The following is an 18,924-nucleotide window of genomic DNA, read 5'->3' as shown; positions in this document are numbered from 1 at the left end:
TAGTAGATTAGTAGATGTATCTCACTAAATATTGAAAATGAAGTGCCAATGACCTCGCTTTTGAGATAGCCTCATTTTTCTTTTAATATGCAATTTTGTAGGGGCTTTGTTTATTATTGATATTATTTTTACTAACCTGCTAAACTAGCTGTTTTTATAATTTGATATTTTTTCTTATTAAGTTGCTAGAGCGCCCCCATCAATGGCTAAATAGTGACCCGTCATATGAGAGGCAAATTCCGATCCTAGAAAAAGGACTTTATGTGCGATCTCTTGAGCCTCAGCATACCTGCCGTCTGGAATGGATTTTTCTCGTGAAGATAAGAACTCTTCTGGATTGGACGGTGAGACCCCTTTCTCAATTGAACGCATCATACGAGTATTAACAGCACCTGGACAGATCGCATTTACGCGAACGCCTTCTCTTGCAACTTCTAGTGCGGCTGTCTTTGTCATCCCCATCACTGCATGCTTACTCGCTATGTAAGCAATAAACCCAGGAGAACCAACTAGTCCTGCAGCTGAAGCAGTGTTTATTATAGATCCGCTTTTTTGACGAATCATTTCTGGTAATACATACTTCAGTCCTAGAAATACACCTCTTACATTAATATCCATGACCTTATTAAACACATCTTCTGGATATTCGGTTATTGGTTTGATTACGCCCTCCCAACCTGCGTTGTTAGAGAAAACGTCAATTCGTTTAAAACGATCGATGGTTTGCTTAACATAGTTTTTAACATCGGCTGAATCGGTAACATCAGCACGGATGAAGAGGCTCTCTCCCCCTTCTTTATTTATGAGAGATACTGTCTCTTCCCCCATGTTTTGGTCAATGTCCACACATACTACATCTGCACCTGCCTTTGCAAACTCAATGCAAATTGCTCGGCCAATCCCAGAACCTCCTCCTGTTACTAATGCGACTTTTCCTGTATAATCAATTTTCACTAGGTCCACCTCTATTCTAATAGATTATTGTTGCTTTCAGACTCTCTAGTTGCTAGTTAATGTTTACGCACTATAACCACCATCAACGTTAATAATTTGTCCATTCACATAGCTTGATGCATTAGATACAAGGAAATCGACGACATCTGCTACTTCTCTTAGTTGCCCTCTACGTGCTAATGGGGTTTGATCAAGAACACTAGTTACTAGATTTCGAGTGATCTCATCTGCAAAATCAAAGTTTTTATGAATACTGTTCGTTTCGGTTACACCTGGCGCAACCCCATTAACGCGAATCCCATCAGGACCATATTCACGTGCAGCCATCCGGAGCAGTCCTTCAACAGCCATTTTTGGTATGGTAGACATTCCATCGTATTCAATTGTGCGACTGATCACATTTGTTAGGAAGAGTACAATCGCCCCCCCGCCCTCTTGTTGGAGCATTGGAATTCCCTGCTTTAAGATATTATAGGTTCCTATCACATCTGTTTCGATAATGGAACGAAATAAATCATCGTCATAATCTGTGATTTTCTTTATTTTAAATGGTGTACCAGTTGCGGAAACGATTGAATCAATCCCACCCCATTGCTCTTTTACTAAATTGAAAAAGGAACTGACTGATTCGGGATCGGTAATATCAACTTTACCTATTTCAGCTTTACCACCTGCATCCCGGATCGCTTTAGCTGTTGATTCTGCTTTTTCATGATTGGTTCTATAGGCAATCGTAATGGCTGCATTCTCAGCAAGCTTCGTTGAAATAGCCCCACCTTGTGCACCGCTTCCTCCAAAAATTGCAATCCGTTTTTGTTTTTTGATGTTTTCCATTGCTACTTCACCTCTTAATTAATAGTAGATTTATAGTGACGCTACATAACGAAAGAAGATATCTAGGAGGAAATTCAGAATGTCTTGTATATTCCGTATACTCTACTCCAACGATTGCTGAATTCCCTAGATATGCTGGTTGTTTTATTGTCAATACAAGTTCTCTCCTAAAAGGATGCAATATATAGTTTTCTTAATTTAGAATTTAAAATATTTTCAGAAAAGAAAATTTATAAAAATGAAATTTCCATCTCTATTTGATCTATCTATTATATTGGCTCGCACCTTGTCCTCCATCAATTGGAACAACTACGCCGTTAATAAACGGTGCTTCTCCTGAAAGAAGAAAGGCAACAAGACGGGCTACTTCTTCTGGATTACCCACCCGTTTGGCAGGGATTCCATCCGCATGCTTATTTGCCAGGATCTCCCAATCTTCGGAATTATAGGATTTAAAATTGCCAATCATCATATTTGTTGAAATTGGACCTGGTGCAATCCCGTTTACGCTTATACCAAACTCCGCGTACTCTATCGCTGCTGCTTTTGTTAATCCAACTACTCCGTGTTTTGCCGCTACATAACCAGGCTTATTTAAAATCCCACGAAGACCGGCAACAGAAGCAGTATTAACAATAAATCCGCTCCCCTGTTTCTTCATGATCTCAAGTACATATTTCAACCCATAGAAGACACCATTCAAGTTTACATCAATCATTTTTGAGAACAGCCCGCTGTCATATTCAACAGTTGGGGCATTTCCTCCTGCGATGCCGGCATTATTGAAAAAACCATCAATTTTACCGTATTCACTTACAGTATTATCAACATATTTTTTTGCGAGTTCCTCATTTGAAACATTCGCTGTTAAAACGATGATTTGGGTATCGGGTGATTGCTCCAAAATAAGACTTTTTGTCTCGTTAAGTGTCTCGATGTTTTTGTCCACTAGAGATAGCTTTGCCCCCTCAGTCGCTAATTGAATAGCTGTTGCACGTCCCAAGCCTGAACCTGCACCTGTAATTAACACTACTTTATCGGTAAACCGTTTAACCATGGGTATTAGTCCTCCTTATAGCTTTGATTAGCAATTCCAAACTTAATAAAATCCATTATTTCATCAATTAACTTATCATCAACTTCTTCTTTGTCCCATAAAACCCATTTCATGCCCAAGTAATTGGTAATTCCCATAAAAGAATAAACGAGTATTTCTGGATTGAGCTTCCTGATTTCATCTTTTTCTATTGATTCTTGAATTCGATAAATGTATGAATTCGCAAACTTTTCTAATGCTTTACGATGAAGTTTTTTATCGACATACTCGGCTTGAGGGAACAAACTATACCAGTAGGGTCTTTTTTTCAAGAATTCAAATAATGCTTTGAACCCTGCCCGCTCCATTTCAATCCTGTTTTCAATCCCCGCTGTCCTTACTTTAATTAGCTTAATTAATTCGCTCTGCATTTCCCATAAGAGACATTCAAAGATTTGATATTTCGATTCAAAATAAGTATAGAAGTTCCCAAGCGATACTCCTGCTCTTTGTGTGATTTCTGTTATACTGCTATTGTGATAACCATTTTTTCCAAAGATATATTCTGCGGATCGCAGAAGCTTATTCCTTGTTTGAATTCCTCTATTGGTTTTGGGTATTAAATTCGGTTCTGACAAAAATTAAACCTCCTCTTTAAATGGTCACTCTCTTAAGTCGTACTTCCCAATTTATTAAAACTTCTTGGTGATGATTATTTCATTCGCATATTCCATTAAACTCTTTAACAGATTGATCTAGTGTGGCAAACCGACTGTCATTTGTTTGTCCATTGAACCATCTATAATAAATTTGTTGCTGCCTGTAAGGAAACGTTTTCATTTTTTGGGAGATCTATCATTGTATTAGATGATTCCTTTTTCTAAATTGCACGTATTTACTGGAAACAGGATACAACTTTTTCTTTTTATTAATACATGAATCACTTTTCAACTTTAATTTTACGTTACCATCTAATTGTGTGTCAATATATTTAAAATATTTAGATAATTACAAAACCAAAGTCTAACTAAAATACGAGACAAATAATAATACAAACACTAATTTTCATTGTCCTAATATACCGCCATCAATAGTTATAAAGAACTTGTTACAAGTGAAGATTAGTTTGTTGTTGTAACCTTAACTATTCTTAAGAAACGCTAGTTAAACGGACAATCTTAGGAGGAACCCAGAATTTATTAAGTATCTCCTTGCGAGGAATATACAAGCGTAACATCAGATAAAATGGGCCCTGAGCTGGAGTAGGGAGCCAATTGACGTCGGACTTCGGTTGTATGTGCTGAAGCCTAATATCTACGTGCCCTTCTTTATCAACGATTAGTCCTGGGGTTCTATCTCCTATGGAATACCGATTAATCGCGTTTTCCACCATGGTACCTCTATCGTTGTACAAGGTAATGGACCAAAAGGCATCCACAGGAGGTAATTCGCTGACATGCATTTTTATAAGGTATTTTTCGCTACCGTTAAGTTGATTGCCGTCCGCATCTACACGTGCCAAAGGATAAAGAGCTTCTTCAGGTAAAGTAACGTGCCTTTGATCCTTGCAGACTGCCGCACGCAACAGATAATCTGTTCCAAACCTTGGACCATTATAGTTAATAGTCCAACCGTTTACGTTTGTACCGAGATTGAGGGACTTATCCCCAACAGTCTTCTTACCGTCCGTTAAACCACTAATAATTTCATCCTTGGTCTCTTGAGACAGAGAATTTGGGTCAAAACCGCTTTCCTGTGTTAAACCTATTTTCTGAAAAGATTCTACCAGCTTGCGTTCATCATCATTTGTAATAACCCATTCACGTAAAACATTGCCTAGCATTTCTAAAAACTCTAAATTGGGATCGACTGGGTGTTCCAGATCGATGAGAGGACGTTGTTCTGGCACATCCCATTTCCCCTTAGTTCCAGTAAGGTAAGCCGACAATGGACGTAATCTTATTTGGTTTTGTAGTTTATGTACAGCCTCAAGATCATTAGAGCCGTCAACTAGAAAACGGCCAGCAATCAACAAATATCGAGTATGGCTAGGAACACCAAGCATTCCGGACGGTACAGCATCATCATAACTGGGCCCGTAAATGAACAATGGTGGTAACTGACTGCCGTGTGTGCGTTGACCAACCGACATTGATGTAGAAGTATCAGCCAGGGCCATCTGGAAGGTATAATAGCGATTGCCAAAGTTCGGTGTTTCCAGAACCATAGGCTCTTCGCTTAAATCAAGCCATGCCAAGCTATAAAGAGTATCGTTGTTCGGACCGATACCCCTGCTGGTTGGATCAAAAAGCGAGCGTCCGTGTCCCACTTGATTTAACATTGCTCCCGCATTCGTATCGCTTACTGCCATTGATCGTTCCTGTTGAGTTAAAGCAAGACGCAATGTTGCTGAAGAGATTAGTGGATAACCCCAAATATAAGCCCTTAGAGCAAGAGTATATGCGTCCTTTTTTTCACTACTAAATATGTTATTTGTAATATTCAAAACTTTCCTCCCCCTAACTTTGTTTTAACTAAACTTACCTTTGCTTCTCCATTCACACAAAAGTGAATCAAACATTATTTACCAATATATCGGACACCTTCAGGCTCCCACTTTCCTTCAAGTAGCTCTGGTCTTGGCATGTATGATCGAATGGACAAATAGAAAGGCCTGTTCGGAGCTGGAAGCCAATTCGTATTCTCTGTCGGAGGCGTGTGTTGAATTGTAATAGTCACAGAGCCATTTGGTCCGTACTGAAGACCAGTAGTTCTGTCGTTGAGACAATAACGATTTATTCTATTTGGGTAAAGTTCTCTAGTATTTGCATCATATAAAGTAACTGACCAAAAAGCATCTGCGGGAGGCGGTGAATCCATATGCAAGACATATCGTCCCTTGGAACCGTCAAGTGGTTCACCATTTTCATCATAAAAGGTTACAAATGACTGATTTTCTTCAACCACATTCGCACCTAGGCCAACATAATTCACTGCTGCCCTGCTAAGGTAATTAAAGCCATATGCACCTTTACTATTTGTTTTAACCCAATGAGTACTAAGAGGAATACCAAGCTGCGACTGAGAACTAGTGATCACTTTCATTGCATCAGCATAGCCGGCAATCATGCCTTCCTGAATTTGAGGGTCCAATGTAACGAAATCAAACGGTATCTGTCCTCCAATGCCGAGTGTGCGATAACGATAGGTTAGTGCATCCTCTTGAGCTGGTTTCCCGTTTGAACGAAGGACGAAATCTAGAATCTTAAAAAAACCAGCGGGTTCATCAATTTCTGCAAGTGGATATGTACCACCAATCTGAGGGAAGCCCTTGTTCTCATTCACATTAGTCGTTAAGGGCGTAACCTTCACCGACTCTTGAAGTGCGTGAACTTCAGGTAGGTCAAACTCGTTTAGCGGGAAAATCCGCATAAGAATCCATTGATATGGGGTTGCGACTTTAAACTGCGTGACTCCTCGAGGCAATTCACCTTGCCAATCCGTTGTCGTGATGAGATAACTTCCACCATTTGGTCCTTTCGTTCTTAGGCTGATGTTTGTTGTGTTTCCATACATGTCCAATAATTGAAGAGTGTAATACCTCTTCCCGAATGCAGGTATTTGTATTAGAAGAGGTCCTTGGGTCAAATTCAACCATGCATTTGAATAGATCGTATCCACGTTCGGCGACTTAAAAGCCTTGTAACCTGGTTTTGCCAACTCTCGATCATGGACAAATATATTAAAGCCAACATAATCAGAGCTTTCATGATTGATGGCTTGCCGGTACATCTCCCGATACTGATACACACTTACCAATCCATAAATCGTTGCATCCATGCTTAGCATGCGAACGTATGCAACTCGGGCAGAGCTATCACTAGGAAGAATATCTGGGTGACGTACAGGCGCATATTGTTCCACTTTTGATACATCATAGCTTGGAGTATAAAAAACTTTTTCCTTTTCCATGCATTTTAACCTCCACTTAATCAATTTTGTCAATTTGACATTAAATCTGGCAGCCACATGACCATGTCTGGGAAAATCAACAACAGAATAACAATAACTAACTGTATGACCATAAAAATCATGCAACCTTTGAATATTCTGAAAATGTCAATTTCAGGTGCAATACTTTTTAACGAGTAAGCAACAATCCCAAATGGCGGACTAACCATTCCTACCTCTATCATCGCAACTACGATAACACCAAACCAGAGCCCATCATAACCTAAATCTGTAATAATAGGATAATAGATTGGAATCGTTAAAAGTAACATCGTTACTCCATCCAAAAACATCCCCAATATAAAATAAGTAGCTAAAATCCCCAGCATAATGATAATTGGAGAAAGATTTAAATCGGAAACCGTACTTGAAATCATACCTGGAAGGCCAGCGAAAACTAGGAGTTTTGAAAATACATAGGCACCAAGAACTAGAAAGAGTAGTGAAACTGTTATCGAGGCGGATTCCACGCAAGAGCTAACAAAACTCTTGAAAAATCCTTTTCTAGTCCTGATTACTAGCAAAATCAAAGCTATTAAAGCTCCCCATGCTGCTGCTTCTGTCGCGGTAAAAAAACCAGTAAAGATACCAAAAAAGATCGTTCCAAATATCGCGAATACTCCCCAAGTCTTCGGCAAAGCACCGAATTTTTCTTTCCACGTATACGTCTCTTTGACCACTGGTGCCGCACTTGGCTTAATTTTAGCAATTGCAATAATACCAAACGAAAAAGCTAATACAAGAATAGCACCTGGAATGATTCCAGCGATCAGCAGCTTTGAGATAGATTCTCCCGTAGCAAGTCCATAAAGGACCATCATCCCACTCGGCGGAATCATTGAAGCTAAAAGGCCCCCTGCTCCACATGCACCTACACTTAACGTATCACTATAACGGTTTTGCCTCATTTCTGGAATAGCCAATTTCCCCATAGTAACAGCTCCTGCGGTACTAGAGCCGGAACAAGCAGCAAAGACAGATGAAGCCGCTACGGTTGCAACACCTAAGCCTCCTGGTAACTTCCCTAACCATAGACGTGCTGCAGTATAACCGTCCCTGGCAATCCCTGCTGATAAAGCAAATGCTCCAATTAGAATGAATAAAGGTAATGCAGCAACATCACTTGATATTACTCCACTTAGTGGAGCAAGATGGATCACTGAGTTCGCTACATCAAAGCCCTTAAGATACCAGATACCAGCAAACCCTACAATAAATAATGAAAAGGAAATAGGCATTTGCAAAATTATTAGTAAAAACAGTACTAATATTGCAATTAATGAGACAATCATAGCTCTGGCACCTCCGTTTTTTCATTCTTCGTTGTATCAGTTGGCCCATCATCCTGTATTGAGAATAGCGCTTTAATTTCCTTTACTAAATCAATAAATAGCTGAAGGGTGAGTAAGGCCAATCCCAATGTCATGACCATTTTTAAGGGAAATATAGGAATCTTCGTTATCCCCGCTATGACTTCATTCATAACATAAGCTTCATGGGCTTTCCCCCCGTAAATGTACGTTAACCAACAAAAAAACACCATAGATACAGCGTAAATTGGAATTGATACTAAATTAACGATTCGGTTCGGTAAATATTGGCCAAGAATGCTAACTCCAATATGCTGCTTCCGTTCTTGAGTTTTTGCTAGACCAAGATAAATGGTCATTCCTACTAGTACTCCTTGTAATTCGTAAACTCCATAAATTGGTGTTTTTAGCCATCTCATAATAACATCAAGTACTACTGCAAACATCATTACAACTATTAAACCTGTTGATAGAACACTGCAAGCAAAAGAAATCCGTTCAAATACTTTTTTGGCAACACCAAGACTTTTCATTCATTTACCTCCCCGCAAAAACTCTTTTGTCATTAAACATCTATAAATTGCCATTGTCTTTTCATTCATTAAGTAATAATATCAATATAGAAACTACTAGCCACACAGCTCCCTTTGCTGATGGCTAGCAGTCTATGAATATGCGAGAATTAGATCTCTCCTTTTTCTTCCAACTCAAGGAACTGTTCAACAAGTGTCTTACTTGGGTTTTTCTCGTTATATTCCTCTAGCATTTTTCTTGCTTCCTCAACTTTTTCTCGAACATCCTCATACCCAGCTTCTTCTGCAGCTTTAATTGCAGGTTCCCATACAGAAGGCGGGTTAATAGCTTCCTTCCAACGAGCCGCTTCTTCTGGGGAAAGCTGTACAATACGTACATTATGCTCTCTAGCTAATTTAAAGCCAGCCATAGCATCTTCAAAGTATGCATCAGACTCAACTTCAGAAGGGAGCGAGTCGATCTCGGCGATAACCTGTTTGACATCATCAGGCAAGCTGTTAAAGACATCTGCATTAAATGCTATCCCAAACCACATATACATGCCGCTATGACGGAAGTCAGTAACCTGTTTTGAAACCTCGGCCATCTTATTAGATTTTAGAGCGTAGGCTGGAAATGGTACCACGTCAACAGTTCCTTTTTCAAGTGCTCCATACGCATCCGAAGAAGAAATTGACACTGGGACACCTCCAAGATTTTTCATAGCTATGGAGTCTGCTTCACCAAGTCCTCTTATCCTTTTTCCTTTAAGATCCTCAAGCTTATCAAATTCAAAATTACTCATTAATACAGAACTACTGCCGTTAAACCATGCTACTGGCTCTACATTATGTTGTCTCCATTCCTCCTGTATTTCAGGCATTGTTTCCAATAGCTGTGTTTGTATGGCTGCTGCGCTTGTAGCTAAATCATCCATAAATACTGGTTGGAGAGCATTTGACAGCGGTGTTTTACTTGGATTATAAGCATTAGAAATAAAAGCTACATCTACAATGCCATCCCTTAATCCTTCAAGGGTGCTAGCTGCGTCTAGAGTAACACCACCAAAGTTAATTTGCTCGAATTTGACTTTTCCATTCGTTCTTTTTTCAAGTTCATCCGCCCACGCTAAAAATCCCTTTGACTGTGCCGCACCTTCAAAAAGAGCTGAGGAAGCTGTAAGCGTAATCGTTTCTTCTGTTTGTTGTTCATTTTGTTGTTCATTATTTCCACCTTCAGAATCAGTTTGCTGACCGCCACTAGAATTGCTTGAACAGCCAACGGCAACTACCATAAGTATTAAAAATAATATAAGCCTCAACGTTAATTTTTGCATTAATGAATCCCCCTTTTATTAATTAGTTAGTCGTAACTTTTCAAGATTGATAGGAATATCTCGTTTGACCCACTAAACCAGATTATCGTGCTTTTTAGGTAAATTTTTATTGTAAATTGAAAAGTAATAGTAAACAAAGTATTGTTCCTTTTTTAATAGATGAATCACCTTTCATTTTAAATAAAAAAAATGGATAGGTTATACCTCGTTTGACCCACCTAAACTAGATATTTCTCTGCGGTTAAGGTAATTTTTTATTATAAAATAAAAGTGGCAATAAACTTAAATATTGTTTCTTTTTTAATACATGAATCACTTTTCAATTTAAATGATATTTAATACATGAATCACCTTTCATTTTAAATGATAAAAAAATATCCGGAATTTTTAATAAATTTATCGGAGACAAACCCTAGAAAAAACACTTAACTTTTTTAAAATATTACAATATTTTTTCCTAAATTATTCTATGTTTTTTATTAAACACCAAGATCATCATATAAAAGCAATTTAATTAACAATATTTTTGTTAGCGTTTTCATAAACTTCTATAAAGGAATTACCAAGTTTTTTTGTTATGCATCACCCACCTTAAAATAGTATGGTAATACTACTATAATGCTCTTTGACTACAACGGTAGAATGATTCTTCTTTAATTTCCACTCAAATTCTAAACGATAAGATCTTTGTGAATTAAATCCCCTCCTTTTCGCTGTAAGCACATGTCCAACTTTTCATACACATATCATATAAATTTTATATAAATTTGTCAATTATGAATTTTCAGATTTTTGTTTACAGGGACGGTTCAGCCGCTTCTTTTGTTTAGCCAAACGAAAGAAACAAGAGATCCGTCCCCTCGCTTCAATTGCTTTTGTATCTCTTCTTCTCTCTTTTTATCTTTTTCCTCTTCTTCTTTTCTAAGTTCTTCTAGGTAGCTTTTAGAGGAATAGCGTCTTCTTTTCTTTTCAAGTTCAGTTGCTGCAACTGGCATAATTCCTACCTCCTTATGAGATACGATCTTTGATTTTTTCCTTGAACTCTTTGTAATTCTTAAAATAGTAACAATAAGTTAGTAGAGTCCCATAAATGTTATTTAAATTCATCATACCATAGTTTGACTTACAACATTTGAATCCATTCCCAGAGGGGTTTAGGCATCATCACTGGCAATATAAGATAAGCGTGTTGTTTATTGGCTGCATGTTTTTTCAATGTCAGCTAATTTACATATTCTTCGACCTTTTCAATTACTTTGGTTAGGACGGACAAAGCCTTTTGTTCTTTCTCGAAGTCTTTCTCCTTATTGTTTTCTTCAGCAAATATGGATGCTTCTTCGCCTTTTTCAGATGATTCAGCTTGCTCATCTTCGTTTTTTATAGATTGCTGTTCTGTACTCTCAGCTACTTTCTTTTCTTCTTTTGTACCTTTTACTTGTTGTGACACTCCCTCACTCCCCTTTCTCTATTGTCGATCATTATAATATAAACTAAATTTCTGTTTTGATATCGATCGTACGTCGCCAAACCTTTTTATTGAATGAATATAGTAGGTAAAAAGGGGCAAGAACGTTGGGTGAAGAAAAAAATAACGAGAATAAAATTGATAAACAGATCAACATCATCGTCGGAAAAAATCTTAGAAACTAACGAAAGAAACAAACTGAAACTATCAACCGCAGAATTAGCATTCAGGCCAGACATTAGTCGCGCATATTTAGGTCGCATTGAGCGTGAAGAAGTTACAGCTTCTCATCATATTATCCTAAAAATCGCCATAGCCTTAGAACTTGATATAAATGACGTTTATAATGGTACCCATCTTATGATAAAACGTTACTTAAAGCAGTTTTCACCAGATGAATAAAGGACACGATCTCCCCCTATGTAAACCCATTACTACAATTGTCTTCCCCCACTACACCTAAGATTTACAAAATTAAACCTCCCCAAAAAGGAGCCAACCATATGAGCGAAATCATTCTTCCCCATTATATTATTAATCGAGACACTCTACCCTCCTCCCTACTTATCACACTGACTATCAAACAATTGTATGGGAACAAAGCCAACGATATTATGTAAAACAATCACAGCTGCAGCTCAGTAAAGAAGAGCTACTATTACACGTGTCCTACCATACGATAGAAAGACAGCTGCAACGCACATCCCACTGCATCACCCGCTGCACACCCTACCTGACCCACAACTAGAGCAACCACCCAAAACACCCAGGTCCTAACCATCCCATACATAACCCCTATCGCCTAACAAACTAACTACTAACCATTATCCGCTTACCACTAACTAACCCAAGGAGGCATCCCTGTGAAATCCGGCCACACTGATCTATTCATCCACTTCAACCAGTTTCATTCTGTCAATCAAATGAACGAAACAATGCAGCTTGTTAAATCAACATGAACGAATTGGACCATTCTTTCATACCAGATTACGTTCCCCTACGATTCGTGAAAGCGGTCAAACCATTTTTTAACCGAGCGACGGAAATTTATGGCCTATGGAATCGGGTCCAAATCGCTTATCGATCAGTCAAACGGTTTTTCGTTATAAGCAAAAGCAGATCCAACTTTATCGGAAATTATATACAAACTTGTGTTCCTCTATTATAATAAGAACGTATATTCTTATGTGAGGTGAAAAAATGAAAACAGAAAGAAATGATCATGACCGCTGGTTTAAAGAGCTGATTACGACATTTTTTGAAGAATTTATTTTGGCTTTCATCCCTGAAGCGTATGAACATCTTGATTTTGACCACCTAACGTTCTTACAACAAGAAGTGTATACAGATATCCTGAAAGGTAGAAAAGGAACTGTAGACATCTTAGCCGAAACCAAACTGAGAGGACAAGACGCACTCATCATTGTTCATATCGAACCCCAATCTTACTATGAAAGTGACTTCAACGACCGCATGTTCTTCTATTTTAGTCGCCTCTATGAAAAATACCGCCGCCCGATCTTACCGATAGCTATTTTTAGTTACGATCAACCAAGAAAAGAAAATGATTATTTTAATGTCCATTTCACTTTTAAAAAAGTACTCTCTTTTAACTTCTTTTCAATACATTTGAAAAATAAAAATTGGCGTGATTTTATCCACCAACCAACCCCTGTTGCCCTTGCGTTATTAGGAAAAATGGGCTACGATCAAAGGGAAAAAGTAATAATAAAAATTCAATTTTTACGCATGCTACTTAACCTTGAACTAGACCCTGCTCGTCAACAATTAGTCGCAGGCATTTTTGAAAACTATTTTAAATTATCAAAGGACGAAGAAAGTCAATTGCATGGACAACTGAAACACATTCCAAAAGATGAGGTGAATCACATTATGGAACTGATGACTTCATGGGAGCGAAAAGGAATAGAAAAAGGTAAGATGGAAGGGAAAATCGAAGAAAAAAACGCTATCGCCCGACGTATGCTCCAGAAAGGCTTCTGCATTCAAGAGATTATCGACATTACTGGATTATCTGAAAAGGAGATTAAAGAATTAAAGATTTAATATAAACCTACCTGCCCCAAATGTTAATTATTACTGGGAACAGGTACGTTCTTCTATTAGGAGATTGTTAAAGGGGGCTGTCCCATTCCACCTATCTTAAAACTAGACCCGTATAGTTCCCCGTTCCTTGAATAATCGGAAGTCCTTGGTTCAATAACTCCCGCCACACTTTTCGGTCTAGCCCGTAAGGATCTCGCTTTTGAAGGGTATCGATTTCCTGTTCGTTAAGGTGGACATGGTAGTATTGCTCCTTCTCTTTTACCATCAGCTCATAGCTTGCTAGCTTCATGACCATCACTTCATACGTATCGTTCCATTCTTTTAGTTGGCGTTCCATAACATTGGCTACATGGAGGAGGAATTCTTCACTGTTATGGCTTTTCGCCATATATGCTCTTGCCATTCCGTTGATATTCAAGATGCAACACTCCCTATTCTTCATTTTTGTTGGTTAAAGAGCGGTTTTGAGAAGGTCATCAGCCAGTTGCTCCCGCTTAATTTCTCTTAAAACCGCTCTTAATCTCTTATCGTTTCGCAGAACCCCTTCTAGCAATTTAGCTGTGCCGTAACACGCCTCGACATCGAGAATTTCTTCGTCTGTATGCTCATTTCTGTAGCCAGCAGACAGGTTGACGCTCTGGATACCATGCTCTGCCCAAATTTTCGTATCACTGCTGCCACCTTTTGTTGTGGCCCAGCCGTTAAGTCCTTCTGTCGCAGCTATTTCTTCAAAAAAGGCACCGTACTTTGGATGACAAAACGGCATATAGCCACCGCATGAAGTTACAATATCCCGAGTTCCACGGCGGTCAACGACGATGGCCGCATCTGTCCCCCAAAGGAAATACTCATCGACCTCGCTTGCACCTACTAATCCACATTCTTCCTCAACTGTAAAGATGAATTTTACTTTTCCGCTAAAAGAAGATGGCTGGCTGAGGGATTCTGCGATATGAAGCAGTACGGCAATTCCCGCGCGGTCATCTGCTCCTAGTATTCCCTTGCTGCTAGACCACGTGTTTTTGTTTTTGACAATCTTTCGGCCTAACTCGATTTCATACACGGTATCTAGATGGGCATTGAATAATATAACGGGGCCATGTCCACCTCGGTATGTTTTTTCAGCCAAGACATTCCCTGCTCGGTCGACCGTTACGTGATCGACGTAAGGAGTAAGTCTCTCGATGACAAACTTCCTTATCCGCTCTTCATTGCCACTTGCTCCTGGAATGTTCAGTAATTGCTCCAGCAAGTGATGAAAACGTTGCTGTTTGATAAATTCATAGCCTTTTTCTAACCAGCTTTCGTCTATGACACTCATATTTTCAGCAAGGTCTAATAGTTCATGCCGCTTCAGATGAAGAGAAAGGTGATAACTATTTCGACGTTCTCGCCAATTCACTCTTTTACATCCTAAAGCAAGCAACAATTCTACGAGCTCTTCTATCTTTTTTTCTTTCGATACCATCACATGTGCGGCTCTTCGTCCGTGGCCATCACAAGACCCTAAGGTAGCATATCCCAGTCGTTCAGCTGCCGGACGATCCCACTGATGAACGGATCAAGCTCATGAATTTTGGGCTGGTCTTTACTAGAGTCAAACCATAGCCCTTCCCCTCTGCCTCGATGTTCATAATCCACGGTTTCAAGCCACTGTTCTTCTGAAATGACGGGACTTAAGATCGTAAGCATCCTTTGATTAAAATGATAACGAATGTTGGCCTTATCAAGACTTTGAAATAAAAATTGAAGATTGATCTCTGTTTCATTTGTACACACAAACACATCTCTTTCCTTTTCAACCAGTACCCATCCACATCGTACAAATAATTGATTCCACGTTTTCATCGTATCATCTCCCTTTCGTTGATAGCTCTATTAACGCAGGGAGCCGATGACAGACCTGTCATTGGTCTAAAACAAAGGTTTCATCACTACGATGCATGATCATAAACGGGAAGAAGTAATTGTAGAAATAAGCCGTTTCATTGACACCTGTTTTGTTTTCAATGACGGGAAAATCGATCTTCGCTTGGGCCAGCTTCACTCTTAACCGTATAACATTTTGCGTAAAGGTATTTGTAGGAATTTCCCCGTTATCATCCGATCTTGAAAACAAATCGTACACATGATGCTTGGTGACAGGATGTTCGTCACTACTGTTGATGAGAAAATAGCGCAGCAATTCAGCTTGATTTTTCGTTAAACGGCACTCTCGCTCATTAAAAATAAGCAAATGCTCACGCCCAGTAAAATCGAGAATGATCGTATTCCTCGCAGAAAGCTCACTTTCGCATTGCTCCTTGCTACCAAATTGACTCCCACTCCTTGTGACCATTTGATACGCATGGCGCTCTAAGTATTCGTCATTCCCCTTGATGAATTCAAAGAAAGGTGAGAGCTCATAGTTCGGTACTTCGACCAAATTCACGTTGAGCTCTAGCTTAGTTAAGTCTTCCTGGGCATTTGTCGCAATAAAAAGTCCACAATTCGCCAAATACAAATGACAATTATAAAGCTGCTGATCCGTCATCCGGTACTCCGCGTTTTCTTTCTGTTGTTGGTATTCAATAGCCGCATGAAAATGCCGAAGCGCTGATGTATAGCTTTTCTTTTTATAATCAAGAAACCCTAATCGATAATAGGCAATGGGCAGATTTGGTTCATATCGTACCGCTTTTTTTAAACAGCTTTCAGCAGCCCTGTCATCCTTCTGATAAACCGTCTTTAAATACGTTCCATGTTCCATACTTCACCAAATACGAAACGAGCCGCTTTTTAATCCCCTCTAAACTAAAGGAGTATTCACTATTTCTATCGGTCGATATTTTTCTAAACAAGGCCTCGTAAACTGAGATGAGCTTAGAAAACGTCCCATCCTGTTCCTCCGATTCCTTAGCCAATAAAAGCTCTTCTTCTAAATCATCCAAAGCGATTGGCTTTGCTGGTTGTAGCACCTTACTTCATACCTTAGCTGGCCGCTGACAGAATCAAGGGTTTCACGACCGAAACGGACTGAGAGACCGTTTTCTAGTAAAATAGCTATGAATTCCACGTGATTTATTGGAAATAAGAGCCTCTCAGTCCGTAAAAATTTCAAAACACCTTTTTTGCTTCTTTTTTAAAGGAGTCTTGGTTCTTGTATCTCATCGCAATCCTGTGCTCCTTAGATATTATCCAGGAACATACCCTTACCCTTCATTCGATATTTTCCGATAATATTCGGGTAGTCACAGTGACGTTTAATTTAAATAAAACCTTTTTACAGGAGATGAATGAAGTTATAATAATATTAAAAAAATCAATTGTGATAGAGAGAGTGTGTAACATTGACAAAAGGTTTAAAGAAAAACAAAGGGTTTTTAACACTAATCGTTGCACAGGTGATATCAGGTATTGGTGATTGGTTAAGCATAGTTGCAATTATTACACTTGTGGGCTTAAAGTGGAATGCTTCACCGCTAGAAGTTTCATTTATATTTCTATGTCTAGCTGTTCCAATGGCACTGTTCGGACCTGTTGCAGGGGTAGTCGCAGATCGTTTTAATAGAAAGGCATTAATGGTAACATCTGACCTTATTCGCGCAGGACTCATTCTTATTTTAACTGTAGCTGATACTGTGTGGGTTGTTTATCTTTGTTTATTTACGGTTGGAATATTTTCTGCGCTATTTATTCCCGCTAAAAATGGGAAGCTAAAGGAATTAGTTTCTGATGATTATATGAAGAGTGCTATGTCTATATCTTCAATGATAGATTCAAGTACAAAAGTAATCGGTCCTTTACTAAGCGGAGTTTTAGTTGCATCGTTTGGTCCTAAGCTAGTATTTTATATCGACTCTGCAACTTTTTTCGTAGCTGGTCTAATCATCTTATTTTTACCGAAAACGGTTCAGGCAATAAACCCAACCTCACAAATCTCAAAAAAGAAAAATTCATTTAAAACTGAATTTACCATTGGATTTTCTTTTATTAAAACCAATACATTTTTATTAGTCGGAATGTTATATTTTGGAATCGGTCTATTACTGATCCAACTTGCTGACTCTCAACTTATTGTATTAATTAGAGAGCTCACGTCAGCATCTCCTGACTTATTTGGTTATTTACTTACCCTATCAGGTGTTGGAATGTTTTCAGCAGGCCTCCTTTTGGCTAAGAAAACAGATTATGACACCTACCCTATTATGCTTATAGGTATTTTAGGATTAGGCCTTAGCTTTGGGAGCATGGTTGCATTTACAAATTATGATGTAGGTTTTTCGATTATATGGATGCCTTTATTTGGTTTTTTAGCAGGGTTTTCGTATAGCTTAGTGTCTGTACCCTTTCACTCATCCGTTCAAATCAACACACCTGTTCATTTGACAGGAAGGGTTTTTGGAGTTATTAATAGTGTTGCAACAACAGCAACCATTATTGGACCTTTATTAGGCGGCTGGCTCTCCACTATTATTGGTGTTATCCCAGCATTTATAATTTCATCCTCCCTCTTAGTTTCTTTAGCTCTGATTGGCGCTTTATATAGAAGCAAAATAGACAAAGCGAGCAAAGGTGAAAGTCAAGAAGGGGCATACAAGTTGAATTAAATAAAACCCATATATCAGGGTAATGCTCTTATAAGAAATTGGATGAGACGGAAAAAGTTGATCTTTTAGAAAGATGTTTACGAAGTCACTTTGCAAACATCTTTCCTCCTATCTTATTCTTTACTTTGACACCAGCTTCCTCCCAACCAATTGATTTCCTTCTTTTTTACAAGTGGCTTCATTATACTTACCTTAGCTGCAAGGTTGCATTTATAAACGGGATAAAATCAATTTATAAATTAAAGCCTATCATCTTCTAACAATTTATAATACTCACCTGCATCATTTTTTTCATAAGGGGCATATGGAAAAAGCTCAACTCCTAATTCCTCTTCTAACGCTTTAATTTTTTCCTGCTGCTCTTTCGTTAATTTCTTTATCATTAACATACCTCCATTTAATCCCCACTTTTATCATTTTATAATCTTGTCCATTTCGAGTCCCTTTATCTATACGAAAGGAAGATGTAAAGCAGCGAATTATTTTGTAGTGTTTTATATTTAAATTGTGTATGCATTACTGATTTTAATTAAATTGTGGTTCTTTAAGAAATGGTCATTTTAGTTTGAAACGAAGAAACCTGTTAATTTTAAAAATACTAATCTTCCATAAATATTCGTGCATAGTATTCCGTTTCTTCATCTAATTTGTTTTCTTTTCTCAATTCCTCAATATCTTCTTTTCGGATATCTTCAATAATTTGAAAACTTCCTGAAACATTTGGTGTTATCTCTTTATTTTTGTCCATATTTTTCTCCTACATTTCGATTTGTATTACGGTTTCTGTCCCCCCACCTCGTTAACGTATT

Annotated in this window: 21 protein-coding genes; 3 read left to right on the top strand and 18 right to left on the bottom strand. The window is 38.4% G+C overall.

The features are described 5' to 3' along the window. Positions 1–177 precede the first annotated feature (177 nt). From J0N78_RS01330 to J0N78_RS01280, 11 genes are all read right to left on the bottom strand, one after another. Entirely contained in the window at positions 178–954 is a 777-nt protein-coding gene (locus tag J0N78_RS01330) for an SDR family NAD(P)-dependent oxidoreductase (RefSeq protein WP_307794875.1), read from the bottom strand. A 63-nt stretch (positions 955–1,017) separates the two neighbouring features. Continuing rightward, complete coding sequence (locus tag J0N78_RS01325; protein ID WP_209121195.1) at positions 1,018–1,788, bottom strand: SDR family NAD(P)-dependent oxidoreductase; 771 nt, start codon at positions 1,786–1,788, stop codon at positions 1,018–1,020. A 262-nt stretch (positions 1,789–2,050) separates the two neighbouring features. Next, the gene (locus J0N78_RS01320; RefSeq protein ID WP_209121194.1) at positions 2,051–2,845 is read right to left on the bottom strand and encodes an SDR family oxidoreductase; all 795 of its coding nucleotides are present in this window, start codon (positions 2,843–2,845) and stop codon (positions 2,051–2,053) included. 5 nt (positions 2,846–2,850) lie between these two features. Beyond that, a complete protein-coding gene (locus J0N78_RS01315) occupies positions 2,851–3,462 on the bottom strand; it encodes a TetR/AcrR family transcriptional regulator (protein WP_209121193.1) in 612 nt (203 codons plus the stop codon). A 512-nt stretch (positions 3,463–3,974) separates the two neighbouring features. Then, positions 3,975–5,330 carry a DUF1254 domain-containing protein gene (locus tag J0N78_RS01310; RefSeq protein ID WP_209121192.1) on the bottom strand — a complete coding sequence of 452 codons (1,356 nt, stop codon included), beginning with the start codon at positions 5,328–5,330 and terminating at the stop codon, positions 3,975–3,977. A 74-nt stretch (positions 5,331–5,404) separates the two neighbouring features. Further along, on the bottom strand, positions 5,405–6,820 hold the full coding sequence (locus tag J0N78_RS01305; RefSeq protein ID WP_209121191.1) for a DUF1254 domain-containing protein: 1,416 nt from the start codon (positions 6,818–6,820) through the stop codon (positions 5,405–5,407). Between the two features lie 5 nt (positions 6,821–6,825). Then, a complete protein-coding gene (locus tag J0N78_RS01300) occupies positions 6,826–8,127 on the bottom strand; it encodes a TRAP transporter large permease (RefSeq protein WP_209121190.1) in 1,302 nt (433 codons plus the stop codon). After that, a complete protein-coding gene (locus J0N78_RS01295; protein WP_209121189.1) occupies positions 8,124–8,678 on the bottom strand; it encodes a TRAP transporter small permease in 555 nt (184 codons plus the stop codon). The genes J0N78_RS01300 and J0N78_RS01295 overlap by 4 nt, the downstream gene beginning before the upstream one ends. Before the next feature lie 149 nt (positions 8,679–8,827). After that, complete coding sequence (gene dctP / locus J0N78_RS01290; protein WP_209121188.1) at positions 8,828–9,994, bottom strand: TRAP transporter substrate-binding protein DctP; 1,167 nt, start codon at positions 9,992–9,994, stop codon at positions 8,828–8,830. A gap of 809 nt (positions 9,995–10,803) precedes the next feature. Further along, the gene (locus J0N78_RS01285; protein WP_209121187.1) at positions 10,804–10,989 is read right to left on the bottom strand and encodes a hypothetical protein; all 186 of its coding nucleotides are present in this window, start codon (positions 10,987–10,989) and stop codon (positions 10,804–10,806) included. A gap of 227 nt (positions 10,990–11,216) precedes the next feature. Further along, positions 11,217–11,441: a hypothetical protein gene (locus tag J0N78_RS01280; protein WP_209121186.1), complete on the bottom strand. Its 225-nt coding sequence runs from the start codon at positions 11,439–11,441 to the stop codon at positions 11,217–11,219. A 129-nt stretch (positions 11,442–11,570) separates the two neighbouring features. Between J0N78_RS01280 and J0N78_RS01275 the strand changes: the two genes are divergently transcribed. Together J0N78_RS01275 and J0N78_RS01270 are read left to right on the top strand one after the other, a co-directional pair. After that, entirely contained in the window at positions 11,571–11,861 is a 291-nt protein-coding gene (locus J0N78_RS01275) for a helix-turn-helix domain-containing protein (RefSeq protein ID WP_209121185.1), read from the top strand. Between the two features lie 798 nt (positions 11,862–12,659). Next, entirely contained in the window at positions 12,660–13,526 is an 867-nt protein-coding gene (locus J0N78_RS01270; RefSeq protein WP_209121184.1) for an RpnC/YadD family protein, read from the top strand. Between the two features lie 91 nt (positions 13,527–13,617). Here J0N78_RS01270 and J0N78_RS01265 read toward each other — a convergent pair whose 3' ends face one another. Genes J0N78_RS01265 through J0N78_RS01250 form a run of 5 tightly spaced genes read right to left on the bottom strand, consistent with a single transcriptional unit; the run spans position 13,618 to position 16,483 of the window. After that, a complete protein-coding gene (locus J0N78_RS01265; protein ID WP_209121183.1) occupies positions 13,618–13,944 on the bottom strand; it encodes a hypothetical protein in 327 nt (108 codons plus the stop codon). A 33-nt stretch (positions 13,945–13,977) separates the two neighbouring features. Further along, the gene (locus tag J0N78_RS01260; protein WP_247747075.1) at positions 13,978–14,994 is read right to left on the bottom strand and encodes a M20/M25/M40 family metallo-hydrolase; all 1,017 of its coding nucleotides are present in this window, start codon (positions 14,992–14,994) and stop codon (positions 13,978–13,980) included. 38 nt (positions 14,995–15,032) lie between these two features. After that, positions 15,033–15,374 carry a hypothetical protein gene (locus J0N78_RS25620; RefSeq protein WP_247747047.1) on the bottom strand — a complete coding sequence of 114 codons (342 nt, stop codon included), beginning with the start codon at positions 15,372–15,374 and terminating at the stop codon, positions 15,033–15,035. 58 nt (positions 15,375–15,432) lie between these two features. After that, positions 15,433–16,275 (bottom strand): helix-turn-helix domain-containing protein, encoded by an 843-nt coding sequence (locus J0N78_RS01255; protein WP_209121182.1) that lies wholly within the window; start codon positions 16,273–16,275, stop codon positions 15,433–15,435. Beyond that, a complete protein-coding gene (locus tag J0N78_RS01250) occupies positions 16,232–16,483 on the bottom strand; it encodes a hypothetical protein (RefSeq protein WP_209121181.1) in 252 nt (83 codons plus the stop codon). The genes J0N78_RS01255 and J0N78_RS01250 overlap by 44 nt, the downstream gene beginning before the upstream one ends. Before the next feature lie 372 nt (positions 16,484–16,855). Between J0N78_RS01250 and J0N78_RS01245 the strand changes: the two genes are divergently transcribed. Continuing rightward, complete coding sequence (locus tag J0N78_RS01245; RefSeq protein ID WP_209121180.1) at positions 16,856–18,115, top strand: MFS transporter; 1,260 nt, start codon at positions 16,856–16,858, stop codon at positions 18,113–18,115. Between the two features lie 239 nt (positions 18,116–18,354). Here J0N78_RS01245 and J0N78_RS01240 read toward each other — a convergent pair whose 3' ends face one another. Both J0N78_RS01240 and J0N78_RS01235 read right to left on the bottom strand, forming a co-directional pair. Next, positions 18,355–18,498, bottom strand: coding sequence for a hypothetical protein (locus J0N78_RS01240; RefSeq protein WP_209121179.1), 144 nt, complete (start codon positions 18,496–18,498; stop codon positions 18,355–18,357). Between the two features lie 215 nt (positions 18,499–18,713). Continuing rightward, positions 18,714–18,863, bottom strand: a complete 150-nt coding sequence (locus J0N78_RS01235) for a hypothetical protein (protein ID WP_209121178.1) — start codon at positions 18,861–18,863, stop codon at positions 18,714–18,716. Positions 18,864–18,924 lie beyond the last annotated feature (61 nt).

This window comes from Alkalihalobacillus sp. BA299 (assembly GCF_017745675.1).
Lineage (GTDB): Bacteria > Bacillota > Bacilli > Bacillales > Bacillaceae_F > Alkalihalobacterium.
The sequence above is the reverse complement of the archived record's forward strand: the minus strand, read 5'-3'. Positions and strand labels throughout refer to the sequence as shown.

Coding starts and splice junctions, on each gene's coding strand:
- J0N78_RS01325 (WP_209121195.1), bottom strand. CDS start 1,788: ATGGAAAACATCAAAAAACAAAAACGGATTGCAATTTTTGGAGGAAGC.
- dctP (WP_209121188.1), bottom strand. CDS start 9,994: ATGCAAAAATTAACGTTGAGGCTTATATTATTTTTAATACTTATGGTA.
- J0N78_RS01260 (WP_247747075.1), bottom strand. CDS start 14,994: ATGGTATCGAAAGAAAAAAAGATAGAAGAGCTCGTAGAATTGTTGCTT.
- J0N78_RS01285 (WP_209121187.1), bottom strand. CDS start 10,989: ATGCCAGTTGCAGCAACTGAACTTGAAAAGAAAAGAAGACGCTATTCC.
- J0N78_RS01270 (WP_209121184.1), top strand. CDS start 12,660: ATGAAAACAGAAAGAAATGATCATGACCGCTGGTTTAAAGAGCTGATT.
- J0N78_RS01240 (WP_209121179.1), bottom strand. CDS start 18,498: ATGATAAAGAAATTAACGAAAGAGCAGCAGGAAAAAATTAAAGCGTTA.
- J0N78_RS01320 (WP_209121194.1), bottom strand. CDS start 2,845: ATGGTTAAACGGTTTACCGATAAAGTAGTGTTAATTACAGGTGCAGGT.
- J0N78_RS01295 (WP_209121189.1), bottom strand. CDS start 8,678: ATGAAAAGTCTTGGTGTTGCCAAAAAAGTATTTGAACGGATTTCTTTT.
- J0N78_RS25620 (WP_247747047.1), bottom strand. CDS start 15,374: ATGAAAACGTGGAATCAATTATTTGTACGATGTGGATGGGTACTGGTT.
- J0N78_RS01235 (WP_209121178.1), bottom strand. CDS start 18,863: ATGGACAAAAATAAAGAGATAACACCAAATGTTTCAGGAAGTTTTCAA.
- J0N78_RS01255 (WP_209121182.1), bottom strand. CDS start 16,275: ATGGAACATGGAACGTATTTAAAGACGGTTTATCAGAAGGATGACAGG.
- J0N78_RS01300 (WP_209121190.1), bottom strand. CDS start 8,127: ATGATTGTCTCATTAATTGCAATATTAGTACTGTTTTTACTAATAATT.